The 15,136-nt window shown below is 36.0% G+C and carries 15 protein-coding genes and 1 other annotated feature; of the genes, 3 read left to right on the forward strand and 12 right to left on the reverse strand.

Annotation, left to right across the window (positions count from 1 at the left end; all coding sequences use genetic code 11):
• The 6 genes from bioC to NSS97_RS21015 form a co-directional block, all read right to left on the reverse strand.
• Positions 1-810, reverse strand: coding sequence for a malonyl-ACP O-methyltransferase BioC (gene bioC / locus NSS97_RS20990; RefSeq protein ID WP_341113962.1), 810 nt, complete (start codon positions 808-810; stop codon positions 1-3).
• Positions 776-1,516, reverse strand: a complete 741-nt coding sequence (locus tag NSS97_RS20995) for an alpha/beta fold hydrolase (RefSeq protein WP_107886377.1) — start codon at positions 1,514-1,516, stop codon at positions 776-778. The genes bioC and NSS97_RS20995 overlap by 35 nt, the downstream gene beginning before the upstream one ends.
• Entirely contained in the window at positions 1,513-2,700 is a 1,188-nt protein-coding gene (bioF, locus tag NSS97_RS21000) for an 8-amino-7-oxononanoate synthase (protein WP_107886376.1), read from the reverse strand. Before bioF ends, NSS97_RS20995 begins: the two co-directional genes overlap by 4 nt.
• A complete protein-coding gene (gene bioD, locus NSS97_RS21005; RefSeq protein WP_002192579.1) occupies positions 2,666-3,394 on the reverse strand; it encodes a dethiobiotin synthase in 729 nt (242 codons plus the stop codon). Before bioD ends, bioF begins: the two co-directional genes overlap by 35 nt.
• Positions 3,394-4,827, reverse strand: a complete 1,434-nt coding sequence (bioA, locus tag NSS97_RS21010; RefSeq protein WP_107886543.1) for an adenosylmethionine--8-amino-7-oxononanoate transaminase — start codon at positions 4,825-4,827, stop codon at positions 3,394-3,396. Before bioA ends, bioD begins: the two co-directional genes overlap by 1 nt.
• A gap of 77 nt (positions 4,828-4,904) precedes the next feature.
• Positions 4,905-5,261: a hypothetical protein gene (locus NSS97_RS21015; protein ID WP_002192577.1), complete on the reverse strand. Its 357-nt coding sequence runs from the start codon at positions 5,259-5,261 to the stop codon at positions 4,905-4,907.
• Between the two features lie 142 nt (positions 5,262-5,403).
• Positions 5,404-5,623: a binding site (T-box leader), on the forward strand.
• Positions 5,624-5,900: 277 nt separating this feature from the next.
• Between NSS97_RS21015 and nhaC the strand changes: the two genes are divergently transcribed.
• Positions 5,901-7,274, forward strand: a complete 1,374-nt coding sequence (nhaC, locus tag NSS97_RS21020; protein ID WP_016120779.1) for a Na+/H+ antiporter NhaC — start codon at positions 5,901-5,903, stop codon at positions 7,272-7,274.
• 49 nt (positions 7,275-7,323) lie between these two features.
• On the opposite strand, the gene cpdB is transcribed toward nhaC, so the two are convergent.
• A complete protein-coding gene (gene cpdB, locus NSS97_RS21025; protein ID WP_341113966.1) occupies positions 7,324-9,693 on the reverse strand; it encodes a bifunctional 2',3'-cyclic-nucleotide 2'-phosphodiesterase/3'-nucleotidase in 2,370 nt (789 codons plus the stop codon).
• 261 nt (positions 9,694-9,954) lie between these two features.
• Here cpdB and NSS97_RS21030 point away from each other — a divergent pair, with 261 nt between their 5' ends.
• Positions 9,955-10,734, forward strand: a complete 780-nt coding sequence (locus tag NSS97_RS21030) for a GDSL-type esterase/lipase family protein (protein WP_044442694.1) — start codon at positions 9,955-9,957, stop codon at positions 10,732-10,734.
• Positions 10,735-10,806: 72 nt separating this feature from the next.
• Positions 10,807-11,253, forward strand: coding sequence for a MarR family winged helix-turn-helix transcriptional regulator (locus NSS97_RS21035; protein ID WP_002129002.1), 447 nt, complete (start codon positions 10,807-10,809; stop codon positions 11,251-11,253).
• 24 nt (positions 11,254-11,277) lie between these two features.
• On the opposite strand, the gene NSS97_RS21040 is transcribed toward NSS97_RS21035, so the two are convergent.
• The 5 genes from NSS97_RS21040 to argB form a co-directional block, all read right to left on the reverse strand.
• Positions 11,278-11,484, reverse strand: coding sequence for a hypothetical protein (locus NSS97_RS21040; protein WP_002167706.1), 207 nt, complete (start codon positions 11,482-11,484; stop codon positions 11,278-11,280).
• A 58-nt stretch (positions 11,485-11,542) separates the two neighbouring features.
• On the reverse strand, positions 11,543-12,094 hold the full coding sequence (locus NSS97_RS21045; protein ID WP_002167705.1) for a DUF2062 domain-containing protein: 552 nt from the start codon (positions 12,092-12,094) through the stop codon (positions 11,543-11,545).
• Positions 12,095-12,242: 148 nt separating this feature from the next.
• Positions 12,243-13,193 carry an ornithine carbamoyltransferase gene (argF, locus tag NSS97_RS21050; protein WP_107886374.1) on the reverse strand — a complete coding sequence of 317 codons (951 nt, stop codon included), beginning with the start codon at positions 13,191-13,193 and terminating at the stop codon, positions 12,243-12,245.
• Positions 13,194-13,205: 12 nt separating this feature from the next.
• Complete coding sequence (locus NSS97_RS21055; RefSeq protein ID WP_060749642.1) at positions 13,206-14,366, reverse strand: acetylornithine transaminase; 1,161 nt, start codon at positions 14,364-14,366, stop codon at positions 13,206-13,208.
• The gene (gene argB / locus NSS97_RS21060) at positions 14,363-15,130 is read right to left on the reverse strand and encodes an acetylglutamate kinase (protein ID WP_044442690.1); all 768 of its coding nucleotides are present in this window, start codon (positions 15,128-15,130) and stop codon (positions 14,363-14,365) included. The genes NSS97_RS21055 and argB overlap by 4 nt, the downstream gene beginning before the upstream one ends.
• Positions 15,131-15,136 lie beyond the last annotated feature (6 nt).

Here is a 15,136-nt window from a genome sequence, read left to right on the forward strand (position 1 = left end):
TCATCTCTTCCCCTCTTTTGTTATATACGTAAATAAAGCATGATATGTTGCCATTATCCCTTCTTTTCCCGTGAAGTCTCTTTCGTATATACGAAGCATCGTACGAAAGAGTGAAGGGCTTTGACAGTAAGACTCTTCATTACTATTGGTTGCCCCTACTTTTCGAATAGAATGTAGAAACTCCCTAACTTCTGTAAAGCTTTCTATGTAACACGTTTCAGAAACATGTACATTTCCTAATGGATTTTTGCATATATTCACTAACTGTTCTTTCGGAACGAATCGTTGTCCTATTGAAGTACAATTGTGTATCCCCTTTTCTTTCTTAGCACGCTGAAAAGACGTATGCAATTCTTGAAAAGTCGTATTACCAAACGTGGAAAATAATAATATTCCTTCTTCAGACAAATAGTTAAATAAATTTTTCACTGTCTCTTTTAAATCATTAAGCCATTGAAATGTAGCATTTGAAATGATGACATCATATGGATTTTCTAATTTTAATTGTTCAATATCTTCACATCGAAACATCACATTTCTCAAACTTTTTCTAGTTTTCGCGACTGCAATCATCTCATCAGCAAAATCCACAGCTGTAATATGAGCTTTCGGAAATAAATTTGATAATTGCTCTGTTACATATCCTGTCCCGCATCCAAGTTCTAAAATACGTATCGATGATGTTTCACTATATCGTTCCTTCAATGTAGAAAGTAACGAATGCGCCATCTTTTTTTGTACATTTGCATATTGATCGTAGGATACAGCCGCCCCGTTAAACCGTTTTTGCAGTAACGTTTTGTTGATCATGTCGTATCCCCTCTACAAATTGAATGATTTCATTTGCGCAATATTCAAAATTCGTTACACATAATGCATGCCCAGCACCGCTTACTACTTTTAGATTGACATTCGTATTATTCGCCATACTATGGGCTGCAGACAATGGACATATTACATCCTGCTCTCCATGAAGGAGTAACAGCGGGGCTTTCATATCTATTACTTCATTTCTCATATCTGTTTCTATTAAATAATCTAAGCCTAATTGTAAAGACTGAATCGAGTCTCCTTTAAACTTCTGCGCAATCTCTTCAAAACTCGTATTCTCCCTCAGCTCACTTTTTGTAAACATATTTTCATAGAAACGCTTCAAAGTATCTTCTTTTTTTCTCGTTAAATTCTTTTTCATACGTTCTACATGCAAGGAATTCCATCCACTTGTATAGTCACTTGTATTGGTAAATTTAGCGGTACCACCAATTAGTACCATACCTTGGGTCTTAATCTTTTTATAAGCTTGTATTGCCGCTAACGCTCCTAGTGACCATCCAACTAAAATTACATTTTCATCCTGCGCTACATCTATTATTCGCCCCGCAAATTCACTTTGTTCTTTCACGTTACGCCAATCTATACATTGAACAGAATATCCTTTAAAATACGGCAGAACCAAAGTCCAAACACCTTCTTCCATTCCCCATCCTGGAATAAAAATAAGCTTTAGCTCTTTCATACTAAAAACCCCTCTTCTTTGCCAATGCGTATAATATGCTGAATAGCCCATTTTAAATCGGCTATTGTATGTTGTGACGTAACTGCAAAACGGACTCGAGAACTACCAACTGGAACAGTCGGCGGACGAATTGCAATGGCTGCGATACCTACCTCTTGTAACCTTTCACTAAACCGTAAAGTATTTTCATTTGACCCAACTACAATCGGTACAATATGAGTTGAGCTATTCCCAATATCAAAACCAGCTTCTTGTAAATGCGTCCTGAAATATGCACCATTCTCTATAAGTCGCTCTCTTCTTTCGTTATCTTCTTTCACAATTTCAATTGCTTTTCGGATCGCCCCTAATGTTCCTGGTGGTAAAGCTGTAGTAAAAATCAAGCTTCTCATCATATTTTGTAAATACTCTATATAAATGGAATCACCCGTTAAATACGCACCATAACACCCTAAAGCCTTACTAAACGTCCCCATATGTATATCAATTTTTTGAGCAATATCTTTTTCTACATGAGATAATCCTGCTCCACCGATTCCATATATTCCACTTGCATGTGCTTCATCAACTATAATGATCGCCCCGTATTTCTCTTTCAGCTGAACTAAGCCTCTCAAATATGCAATATCTCCATCCATACTAAAAATCGTATCTGTTACGATTAATTTTCTCTTTTCTGGTGACGCTATTTGCAACATCTTTTCTAAATGATCCAAATCATTATGACGATATCTTTTATGCTCTGCTCCGCTTAATATAATTCCATCAACAATACTTGCGTGATTTAATTTATCACTAAAAACCATATCGTGACGACAGGCTAAAGCAGATATAGCACCTACATTTGCTATATACCCGCTATTTACGATTAATGCTCTTTCAGTACCTTTCCAATCACATATACTTCTCTCAACCTCTTCATACAGTGGATAATTTCCTACAACGAGACGAGATGCTGTCGCTCCAGTTCCATATTTTCTGGTGCATGCAATAGCAGCTTCTTTTAACCTCTCATCTCCAGCTAACCCTAAATAATTATTTGACGCTAAATTTAGCATCCTTTTTTCATCTCGAATAAGCCATGTCTCTTCTGCTTGTTCTGTTACATGCAAATTGCGATACTGCCCTTGCTCCTTTAATTGTTCTACTTTAGATTGAAGATGCGTGCGCCACATTTGATTCATTTTGGATGAGCTCCTCTAATTTTGAAATCATAATATGTTCTTTTACCGATTCCAATAATTCTCCCCTTGTAAACTCACCTTCAAGGAATGGTAATAAACCTAAAACAGGTACTCCACTTAACTCCTCAATCATTTCTTTGTTTTCTTGCACTCTTTCTTTTTCACATTCTTTACAACCAGACAAAATTACACCCGCTACTGTTAAACCGTGTGCCTTTGCATAAGAAATTGTTAAGACAGTATGATTAACTGTCCCTAGTGTCGGACGCGCTACTACAATAAGAGGGAGCTCTAATTCTTTTGCAAAATCAATCACTAAAGCGTCTTCTGTATACGGGACGGCAAGCCCACCAGCTCCTTCTACCAATAGGCTATTAAACTCTTTTAGTAGTTCATTATAGTGAGCAGTAATTTCTTTTAACATTACCGTCCTTCCAGCTCTTTTCATAGCAAGTCTCGGAGCAAGTGGTTCTTCAATGGAATAAGGACAAATTTCATCTTCTTTTGTCGGTACACCCGATAATGCTTTTAATCTTGCTGCATCACCCTCAGGATTTGATGCAACATGTCCACTTTGCAACGGTTTATATACACCAACATTATGTCCACGCTCTCGAAATATACCTGCCAATGCTCCTGTCACTACCGTTTTGCCAACTTCTGTATCCGTTGCTGCTATAAAGAAACCACTCATTACTCTCCCTCCGTAACATCCGAGATTGCTTTATATAAAATGCGTAACATCTCATCAATCTCAGCCACCGTAGATGCAAGAGGAGGCATAAATACAATCGTATTACCGAGTGGTCGCAATATCATGCCCAGCTCTCTTGAACGTTTACATACTTGAACGCCGACTCTTTCTGTCCATTCAAACGATTCTTTCATTTCCTTATTCTTCACAAGTTCAATACCAACCATTAGCCCACACTGACGAATATCTCCTACATGTTTATATGCAAAGAGCGATTCTAATTGCGTCGCCACATATTCTGTCTTACGTGCCACTTCTTCTATTAAATTTGTTTTCTCGTATAGCTCTAGATTCGCAATGGCTACGGCACACCCTAACGGATTCCCTGTATAACTATGACCGTGGAAAAACGTTTTTTGTTCTTCATAGTCTCCTAAAAAGGCATTATAAATTTCATCTGTCGTTACGGTGATTGCAACTGGTAAATATCCACCTGTTAAACCTTTTCCGGCTGTTAAAATGTCTGGCGTTACATTTTCATGTTCACATGCAAACATTTTCCCGGTACGCCCAAATCCAGTCGCTACCTCATCTGTAATAAATAAAACGTTATATTTTGTACATAAATTACGGAGCCCTCTTAAGTATCCTTTTGGCATTGTAATCATACCGCCAGCACCTTGCATTAAAGGCTCTACAATAATCGCCGCAATTTCTTCATGCTTTTCTTTCAGCAGCTCTTCCATTTCTTCTAAATGTTTTTTCACAATTTCCTCCTTATTATTTCCATAAGGAGAACGATATGTATATGGATACGGCATTTTAATTGCCTCAAATAAAAGTGAACTATACACTTGGTGAAACAAGTCTATCGCTCCTACTGAAACAGCTCCAATTGTATCACCGTGATACGCTTCTTTTAATGTAACAAATCTTTGTTTCTTCGGTTTTCCTTTATGCTGCCAATATTGAAAGGCCATCTTAATTGCAATTTCAACGGCGCTAGAACCGGAGTCTGAATAGAATACTTTCTTCAAACCTTCTGGCACAACTTCAATTATTTTTTCCGCTAATAAAATAGATGGAACGTTAGCAAGTCCTAACATAGTAGAATGGGCAATTTTATTTAATTGCTCACGAATTGCCTCATCTAGTTCCGGTACTTGATGCCCATGAACATTTAACCAAATAGACGAAACACCGTCCCAATATTCATTTCCATTTACATCGTATAGCTTTCTTCCCTCTCCACGTTCAATAATGACAGGATCTTCTTCTAAATAATCTTTCATTTGTGTAAATGGGTGCCATACGTAATCTTTATTCTTCTTCGATAATTCTTCATATGTATAAGACGATTTTTCACTCGTGTTACTATTAACAGCCACAATTGTCACCCCTAATGTTAACTTATTTATAAATATAGTTAACATTAAAAACAAATGACTGTCAATTATTTTTAAATCAAACAGTTCTCAAAAAAGAACAACTTATCATACGATAAGTTGTTCTACTTTCCATGTTGTATCTTTCCAATTTCTAAAATAATCTCTTCATCTTTTTTTCCTTCTGTATCAATTCCAAGTTGCTTAGCATGCTCAATTAACAAATCATGGCGCTGCTCAAATCTAGCGTTATCTACTTCTTTTGTAACCTCTTCTTTTGTTTTCCCCTCAGTAGAAACTCCTAGTTTCGTAGCTGCTTTTTCCATCGATTTCTTCTCTTCAGTTTCTTTCACTTTCTTCACTTCTGACTGCTGTATTTGCTTTTGTTTCGACTGCTCTGATTCAGCTGCAAAAGCTGTGTAAATTCCAGCACTTCCGCCAACGACTAGTAAGGTGGTAAAAAGAATTATTTTTTTCTTCACTCTTTCCTCCCCTTTCAAATTCATTATAACGTACATTTTTACAGTATGAAAAACATTTCTCCTTTATTTCCCTAAAAAAATATCGAATGTTTTTATTGACATGTATGATGAATATATGATAAAAATTTAACTAACATCATATGAATCGGCGTTGATAGGATTTAGTAGTATTTCGTTTTCTGATTTCAGAGAGCTGGTGGTCGGTGCGAACCAGTACAGAGCGATTTATGAATTACCCCCTGGAGCTTCTTTTACGAAACGTGAGGAGTAGTGAAAGACGGTTTAGACCGTTATGTCTAAAGAGTGGTGAAATGAAACTGTTTCACAATTTAGGGTGGTACCGCGAATTTTTCGTCCCTGCATATATTGCAGGGGCGTTTTTATTTTATGAGCGCATATCATACGACCCTTTATTTTGTGATACATTCCTTTCACAAGCTAGGGTGGTACCGCGATTTCTTCGTCCCTGCATAATTATATGCAGGGGCGTTTTTTTATCCAATCATTTCCGTATCATATTGAGATGTTGACAATTACCGGTAATTTGTCACAAAATTCTAAATTTTAGAAGGAAATATACAATATTGGCGAATTTTATATAAAAAAGAGCTATTTTAAATTACTTAGGAGGGAAAAACAATGGTTTCAAAAATTGAATCTGTTCTTTTAACATTATTTATCTTTTTCTGTATTGGCTTTAGTGTTATCAAATTAGAAGTTTCACCACACATCCCAATTTTATTTGGTATCGTTCTTTTATTAGCATTTGGATTTATGAAAAAAATCTCTTGGTCTACTATGGAAAAAGGGATGATCAGTAGTATTTCAGCTGGTATTCCATCTATTTTTATTTTCTTACTTGTGGGCGTATTAATTAGTGTTTGGATCGCTGCTGGAACAATTCCAACTTTAATGGTATACGGCTTCCAGCTTGTATCTCCTAAAATTTTCGTCCCAACTGTTTTTGTTGTTTGTGCAATTGTTGGAACAAGTATCGGTAGTGCATTTACAACTGCCGCAACAGTAGGGCTTGCCTTTATGGGAATGGGTAGTGCTCTCGGATACGATCCAGCTCTGATCGCTGGTGCAATTATTTCTGGTGCATTCTTTGGAGATAAAATGTCTCCTTTATCTGATACAACAAACTTAGCTCCTGCTGTAACGGGTGTAGATTTATTTGAGCATATTCGCAACATGCTTTGGACAACAGTTCCTGCTTTCATTATTGCTTTTATCGCATTTTTCATTTTAGGAAGCGGTATTAGTGGAGACGTTGACTTCACTAACTTTATTAGCACGTTAGAAAAAAACACAACGATTTCTATCGTTACACTTATTCCAATTTTATTACTGTTCCTATTCGCATTTAAAAAAGTTCCAGCAGTTCCAACATTGCTTGCAGGAATTGTGGTAGGAATTATTATTCTCTTTATTTTTAAACCTAGCACTTCTTTAGCTGATTTAATGAAAATTATGCAAGACGGCTACGTTTCTAAAACTGGTATTAAAGACATTGATAGCTTACTATCTCGCGGTGGTCTACAAAGTATGATGATGTCGATTGCACTTATTTTCCTAGCTCTTTGTATGGGAGGATTACTACAAGGAATGGGCATTATCACGCAGCTGATGAATATCATCTCTAGCTTCGTAAAAAATAGCACACGCTTAATTATTTCTACTGCTTCAACTGCAATTGGTGTAAACTTCTTACTTGGCGAACAATACTTATCAATCGTTTTAACAGGACAAGCATTCGCTAACAAATACGATGAAGTCGGTTTAGAACGTCGTAATTTATCACGAGTATTAGAAGATGCAGGTACAGTTATTAACCCGCTCGTACCATGGGGAGTAAGTGGCGTATTCTTATCGAACGTCCTTGGCGTTCCGACATTTGATTACGTTCCATTCGCAATCTTCTGTTTAGCTTGCCCGGTCTTAACAATTATTGTTGGTTTCACTGGATTTGGTCTTTCATGGAAGAAAGAAAAGACAGTACCAGTTTCATAATATAATAAAAAGGATTACCTTAATCGGTAATCCTTTTTATATTTCTCCGCTATCTATTCGCTTTCTTTCTTCTAAATAACAGAAGTAATCCCGCTCCAACAAACGCCAAACCTGCTCCAATTGTAGAAACAACACTTGTACCTGTTTTCGGTAAATCACGTTCTTCTTTATTTTCACTTACAGTTGTTGTTTCTTTTGAGTTTTGATTATCCGTTGTAGTTTGTCCAGATCCTGTATTATTTCCATCTTGTTTTGGTTCATTTCCATTATTGCCTTCACCTGTTGGTGGTGTCGTTGGATTTTCTCCGTTATTACCTTCACCTGTTGGCGGTGTTTTTGGATTCTCTCCGTTATTGCCTTCACCTGTTGGTGGTGTCGTTGGATTCTCTCCGTTATTGCCTTCACCTGTTGGCGGTATCGTTGGATTCTCTCCACCAGTTTCCTTATCATCATTCTTCTTCGTTATATCAATTGCATATTTAGCAAATTCATTTTCAGATGGTCCAACATATGATATTTTCCCATCTTTCTTTATATGATTTTGTGCATTTGGTGAAGAATCAAATGTTGTATTTAATTTATCTGCAACAATCGGCTTAAACGTCCAATTTCGATCTGCTGCTGGATCAATAATTGGTGTTTCTTGCATATATTTCACAATGATTTGACGTGTTTCATCTTGTGATTGGTATACAACTTCCCCTTTACTTACACCTGGGAACGTTTGGCTACTTCCACGATAGTTATTTGTAGCGACGATGAACTCTTGATTATCAGCTACTGGCTTCCCTTCATACGTCATATTTATAATACGATTCGTATTTGCATTTACAACTTTTCCATCTTTATCGTATTTCGCCGGTTGTGTTACATCAATTTCGTATTTTAAGCCATCTAAAATATCAAAGTTATATGTAGGATAGCCTATATTTACTAACGGCTGTTCTTCTGTTTTCTTTGAATCAATTTGATTAAACTGACCTGCAGACATTTCAAGCCATTCTTTCACTTGTGCCCCATTTACTTTTACAGCATATAACGTATTTGGATATACATATAAATCTGCCACGTTTTTAATTGCTAACGTTCCAGCTGGAATATCCGTATAATATGTAGCACCGTTTCGGCCACCCGCTTTAAATGGTGCTCCTGCAGATAATACTGGAATTCCTTTATATTTACTATATTGTCCGTTTTCAGCGAATAGCTTTTCTACATACCATTTTTGTGCATTTGTCACAAGTTGTACAGAAGGATCATCTTGTACTAATGAGAAATAACTATTAATTGGCGCTGTCGTTTTTCCTACAGCTGTATTCACATAATCAATTGTCGCTTGATGATCATCTTTAATTTCATTAACTAATCTTTGATCGGATTGTACTAATGGATTCCCTTTACTATCAGCAATCGGACGAAGTTGCGGCTTCGATTGCTCTTTTTGTATTTCCCATTCTCCGTTTACCTTTTTCAATTGCATATCAATAATACCTAGGTTACTTCCAAAGACACCAGGCATTACAACTGGAACACCATTAAATACATCCTTCATTTCAGTATGTGAATGTCCCATTAATACTGCATCTACACCAGGAACTTCTGTTAAATAATACGACGCGTTTTCCATGCCAACGTTGTATCCACTCTTATCAACACCGGAATGCGCTAGTGCAACGATAACATCTGCACCTTCTGCTTTCATTTTTGGCACCATTTTCTTCGCTGTTTCAACTATATCTTTTGCTTTCACTTTTCCTTCTAAATTCGCTTTATCCCAGTTCATAACTTGAGGTGGAACAAATCCCATTACGCCAATTTTTACTTTTTGTTTTTGACCTGATTCATCTTCTACTTCTTTTTCAAAAACATGATATGGTTTAAAGTAGTTTTGGTCGTTCTCTTCATTATTATCTTTATCATCCTTATAGACGTTCGAGTTAATAACCGGGAACTCTGTTTTACTAATTACTTTGTTTAAATAGTCTAAACCGTAGTTAAATTCATGATTCCCAAGAGAGATGACGTCATACTTCATTAAATTCATTACACGATATAATGGATGTGTATAACTAGGATCCACAGGCTTCTTCGGATCATTTATTTTATTCGCTACATAATCTCCAAGCGGTGTCCCTTGTAATGCATCCCCATCATCAAATAAGACAGAGTTCTTCGCTTCTTCACGTGCTTTATTAACAAGTGTTGCAGTTTGCACGAGACCTACTTTATTATCTGTTTTCGTTTGATAATAATCGTAATTCATTAAGTTAACGTGAATATCTGATGTTTCTAAAATTCGTAAGTTAACTGTACTCTCCCCAGCTTTTTCCTCTGCATGAGCTGTTGTCGGCAACACTTGCGGTGCTATAACGCCAATAGCAAGTGTTGCTCCAGCTAGCATTTTTTTTGACTTTTTCACAAAAAATCCCCCTTATACAATTACCCCAAAATAATGAAGTGAATCTCTATCAGTCTCTAACCACATACCTTTTTTCTTCTATTAGAGCGATAATCTTCACCTTATCTGACATTATCATATCTAAAGTGCTTTCATATCGTCAATATTTTTTGACACACTTCTACAAATTTTCTGTAAAGTTTTCATAAATATATAATATGCCCTTACATTGCTTATACTGCTGAATATGATACAATTACCAATTACAAGGAGGATGAATTTATGAAAAAAGTCATCTTAACAATTGTTTGTCTCCTCCTTCTAATCATTTCTTATTCTAATTTTGAAAAGAACGATGAGACAAAACAAAAAGAAAATGAAAGAAAAACAGAAAAAACATCTGCTCCCAGCTGGATTGATAAGCAAACGAATGATTCCTTTTATCACCTCGTATTAGGTGATTCACTTGCAAAAGGATATGGATCTACACAAGGGGGATTTGCCGAATTAGCTTCTAAACAATTAGAAGGACAAATTCATAAACCAATTACGGTAGAAAACCTCGGTGTAAATGGTCTCACTACAGATCGTCTCGTTAAAAAAGTCCAGTCAGAAGAAGTTCAACAAAAAATTAGGGAAGCAAATATAATTACTATTAATATTGGAGGAAATAATTTATTCCGCTTAAATCGTGATGTAGGTGTTATAGATGGTATTAAAATGTTAAATAAAGAAAAAGCCCGTTTTGAAACGGATGTAAAAAATATTGTAAAGACCGTTCGAGATCAAAATCCGAATGCTTTACTCATTCTATCTGAACTCTATAACCCTTTACAACTTGATGACTCCATCGCAAGTTATGCAGATATGTTTTTAGATGGTTGGAATGATTCTATTTATTCTATTTCAAAAGCACATCAACCATCGATTGTTTTACCAATTCGCAAATTAATATCTAAGGATAAAAAAGATTTACTATTTGACCAAGTACACCCAAATGATAACGGTTATACGATTATTGCCAATACATTTACAAAGCAAGTGTTATCCTACAAATATTAAGGCTACCATGAAACAATTCTATTTTTATACCTTGTCTTTTTTGTTACAATGATAGTGGAAGGGGGCCGTTATATGGAATCACGCGAGTGGGAACGTATTGTTGATCATCTTCTTTCGCTAGTGCCTCTTTTTTATCGCAAATTTATGCTTCCTGGAGAGTTTTCTTCTCAAAGACATATGCCGCCATCACATACGCAAGTGTTACTGCTTTTGCATGAAAATGGTACATTAGCAGTTTCAGAAATTGGCAAGCGGCTAGCGATTTCACGGCCTAACATGACCCCTCTATTAAACAAACTTATTCAAGAAGAGCTAATAGAGCGTCATTATAGCGAAAAAGATCGAAGGGTCATTTTAATTTCCCTAACAACTGAAGGGAAAGTGTTAGTAAGTCAGTATCAGCAATTCATTTTAGGCAAACTAAAAGAAAATTTTCAAACATTATCTGAGGAAGAGCGTGAAAAGCTCATTTATTCTCTTAAAACCATTCAAAATTTAATTTTGAAAACAAACGCATAAAGCTGCTTCTAAATAGAAGCAGCTTTATGATTCGTAATAATTACCATAGTATACATTTGAATACGGCCATGTCGTTAAATATGGTTTTTGTTCTTGCGTAGGCTGTTGTTGTGGTATTTGTGGTATTTGCTGTAATTGTTGTTGTCGATATAACTCGTATTGTCTACTCATATCATAAACCGGATAATAATTTACATATGGGTATACTTGCGGTACGTAATAATAATACATTCATTCTCTCCCCCTTTTTCTTAAACATATTCAAAGGAGAAAATGAATGTGACATTCTTTATATTTGAACAAGTGGTTCTCTCACTTGTTTCTTTCTTTTCTTCAAACGTAACTTACGATTCTTTTCATATAAATAATGCACAACGAAATATGAAATTACCCCACACACAATTCCTATTATCGTCATACCAATTAATACATATACTTCACTCTGTAATAAGCTCTTTAACATCGTAAAAATATGGCTCGAAAACAAATCTGATATCGTAAATGGTTCATGATGTATTTTCTGTACATGAAATGGGTAAATCATTTTTCCTAGCGCATAAGCAAACGGAAATAAAAATACTGGGAGAAACGATATTTTCCCAATAATATTACCAATGACTGCGGCTGGAAAAGATCCCTTTGCTAACCTTACAATTGGATAAAATATTAAATATACGAGCGATGCCGTATAAATCACCAACATTTCTAAACCAAATCCAATAGCAAAACCTAGCGACACTTTCTTTGCCCCTTCTGGCGATCGAAGCAACTTAAAATATTGAAACTTTAATATTCTCCACATCCGCTGAAAAAACGAATATGTTTTCTTAGTTGTTTTCAAATTCATCATCTCTTTAACTATATTTTTTTATCTAGTATGTCCTTACATGATATGAAAAACAAATTTAGTTTTCTCTTTTTATTATAAATGATATAGAGATAATTAACTAAATATACATCCGACATTTCCATATAAAAAAACCTCCCTTTTAGGAAGGCTCTTCTATATTTTTAAATAAACTCACTAATAAAGCTTTTTGCGCGTGCAACCTGTTACCAGCTTGTTCAAAAACGATAGACTGTGGCCCATCTATAATCTCTCCAGTTACTTCTTCTTCACGATGAGCAGGCAGGCAGTGCAGGAAACGATATGTTTGCTTTGCATGTATAACAAGCTCTTTATTTACTTGGAAAGGCTGGAATAAAGTATATTTTTCTGCTTCTCCTTCTTGGCCCATACTCATCCAAACGTCAGTATAAATAAAATCTGCTCCACTTACCGCTAATTCAGGATTATGCAAAATTTCAATTTCAGCCCCTGTTTCATCAGCAATCGCTAATGCTTTTTTAACAATTTCTTCATTCGGCTCATACCCTACGGGAGTTGCAACAGTCATATTTATTCCGACTTTTGCACTCGCTAGCAATAGTGAATGACATACATTATTCCCATCACCTACATAAGCTAATTTAACTCCTTTAAACGTATGAACTTCTTCATATATCGTCATTAAATCTGCCAATGCTTGGCAAGGATGATGATCATCAGTTAAACCGTTAATAACTGGGATACTGGACTCTTTTGCAAGCTCCTCTACATCCGCATGCGAAAATGTGCGTATCATAATTCCATCAATATAATGAGATAGTACTTTCGCAGTATCTGACACCGTTTCTCCTCTGCCAATTTGCATCTCTTTTCCACTTAAAAACATTCCATGTCCTCCGAGCTGTACCATTCCTGCTTCAAAAGAAACGCGAGTACGGGTTGAATGTTTATCAAAAATGAGACCTAATATTTTCCCTTGTAATAAAGGCTCCTGCTTGTTCTTTTTTAAATATATAGCGAACTCAATTAAAGAAATGATTTCTTCTTGCGTCAATTCTTCTAACGTTAAAAGATCTTTCGTATTTAATTTCGGTACTTGTACAGTTGACATGAAATTTCCCCCTTATATTATTGATGCATTTTTTGTACAAACCACTCTTTTTATCATATATATTGCCTGTTCTAGCTCTTCATTCGTTACAATAAGTGGTGGTAATAGTCTTATAACATTAGGCCCTGCTTGTAATACGAGAAGTCCTGCTTTTTCTAGTTGTTCTATGACATTTGCAACCTCATGCTTGCATTCGATTCCAATCATAAGTCCCTTACCACGAATATTTTGAACACATTCAACGTGTCGTAATTCTTCTTGCAATTTCTTTAATACGTACTCGCCCTTTTCCTGTACCTCTTTAAAAAACGATTGTTCCTTAATGAATTGCAATACTTCTTTCGCTGCAGTCATAGCAATATAATTCCCACCGAAAGTTGAACCGTGTGACCCGGCAGTAAAAGAAGAACCTAGTTCTTTTCGGCCAATCATCGCTCCAACTGGAATACCATTCCCAAGCGCCTTTGCGATGGTAACGATATCAGGAATTATTCCCATTTGCTCATAAGCGAATAGTGTTCCTGTTCTGCCTATTCCAGTTTGTACTTCATCTATAATAAAAAGAGAATTGTACTGATTACATAGTTTTTCAATTTCCTTCAAAAAGGATGGATCAGCTAATATTACTCCTCCTTCTCCTTGAATAACTTCTACCATTACCGCCGCAACTTCTTCATTCATTACTTCCTCTAATGCTCGTATGTCGTTAAATGGTATATGTAAAAAAGACGGAAGTAATGGACCGAATCCTTCTTTCACTTTATCTTGCCCTGTTGCACTCATCGTTCCAAATGTTCTCCCGTGGAAAGATTGCTCACATGTTACTACGAGAGATTTTCCAGTATGCTTACGTGCTAGCTTTAAAGCCGCTTCATTTGCCTCCGCCCCGCTATTACAAAAAAACACATGATCTAATGCTGTATCTTCTGTTAATAATGATGCGACCTCTTCTTGTAAGGAGTTCGTAAATAAGTTAGATATATGCCATATATTTCTAAGTTGCTTTTCTACTGCCTTTACAACCGTAGGATGACAATGTCCTAAGTTACATACTCCAATACCAGAAGTGAAATCTAAATATTGCTCACCACTTTTATCAATAACTTTCGCCCCATTGCCCTTTAGAAATTCAATTTCTCTTCTTCCATATGTTTGAAAAAGATGGCTTGTCATACGATACTCACTCCTTTTGTTACCGTAGTTCCAACACACTCTCCTGTAACCTCAGTAAAATCCTTTGTACCATTTACGATACTAGCCTTTTTCACTCCCATTTTTAACGATGTAAGTGCCGCCTGTACTTTCGGAATCATTCCACCTGTAATGACGCCTTGTTCTATAAAAGTAAGAATTTCATATTCATCCGTTTTCTTTACCAATCTTCCTTCGTGTAATACTCCATCTACGTCCGTTATAAAAATGAGTTCTTTTGCGGATAGTGCGGCTGCAATTCCAGCTGCAGCGGTATCTGCATTTATGTTATAAACCTCATTACCATTTATTCCAATTGGGGCAATGACAGGAATATAATTCATATCTATCAACCCTTTCAATAGGGCTGTTTCTACATAACTTACTTCTCCTACATATCCTATCGCTTCGCCAACAGGTTGAACTTGAAGTAAATTACCGTCACATCCTGAAAGCCCCACCGCAAGTAAATCATGTTTTTGTAAATTCATTACGAATTTTTTATTCGTACTTCCGCATAGCACCATTTGAACAACATCCATAACCTCTTTCGGCGTTACTCTTAATCCATCTTTCTTTTCTATCTCGATATTAGCGTCTTCTAACTTGGCATCAATTTCTGGGCCACCGCCATGGACAATAACAACCTTATACTTATTTTGCAATTTCTTTATACAATCAAAAAAGACACTATTTAATCGATTCAACATGCTACCGCCACATTTAACTACAATATAATCACTCATCTTCTC

This window comes from Bacillus sp. FSL R12-0074 (genome assembly GCF_038005725.1).
GTDB lineage: Bacteria > Bacillota > Bacilli > Bacillales > Bacillaceae_G > Bacillus_A > Bacillus_A mycoides.

Bases quoted from the DNA above. Each gene is read 5' to 3' on its own strand.
- argF (WP_107886374.1), bottom strand. From the start codon at position 13,193: ATGTCAACTGTACAAGTACCGAAATTAAATACGAAAGATCTTTTAACG.
- bioA (WP_107886543.1), bottom strand. From the start codon at position 4,827: ATGTTAACTATATTTATAAATAAGTTAACATTAGGGGTGACAATTGTG.
- nhaC (WP_016120779.1), top strand. From the start codon at position 5,901: ATGGTTTCAAAAATTGAATCTGTTCTTTTAACATTATTTATCTTTTTC.
- NSS97_RS21030 (WP_044442694.1), top strand. From the start codon at position 9,955: ATGAAAAAAGTCATCTTAACAATTGTTTGTCTCCTCCTTCTAATCATT.
- NSS97_RS21055 (WP_060749642.1), bottom strand. From the start codon at position 14,366: ATGACAAGCCATCTTTTTCAAACATATGGAAGAAGAGAAATTGAATTT.
- NSS97_RS20995 (WP_107886377.1), bottom strand. From the start codon at position 1,516: ATGAAAGAGCTAAAGCTTATTTTTATTCCAGGATGGGGAATGGAAGAA.
- NSS97_RS21040 (WP_002167706.1), bottom strand. From the start codon at position 11,484: ATGTATTATTATTACGTACCGCAAGTATACCCATATGTAAATTATTAT.
- bioF (WP_107886376.1), bottom strand. From the start codon at position 2,700: ATGAATCAAATGTGGCGCACGCATCTTCAATCTAAAGTAGAACAATTA.
- NSS97_RS21035 (WP_002129002.1), top strand. From the start codon at position 10,807: ATGGAATCACGCGAGTGGGAACGTATTGTTGATCATCTTCTTTCGCTA.
- bioD (WP_002192579.1), bottom strand. From the start codon at position 3,394: ATGAGTGGTTTCTTTATAGCAGCAACGGATACAGAAGTTGGCAAAACG.
- argB (WP_044442690.1), bottom strand. From the start codon at position 15,130: ATGAGTGATTATATTGTAGTTAAATGTGGCGGTAGCATGTTGAATCGA.
- bioC (WP_341113962.1), bottom strand. From the start codon at position 810: ATGATCAACAAAACGTTACTGCAAAAACGGTTTAACGGGGCGGCTGTA.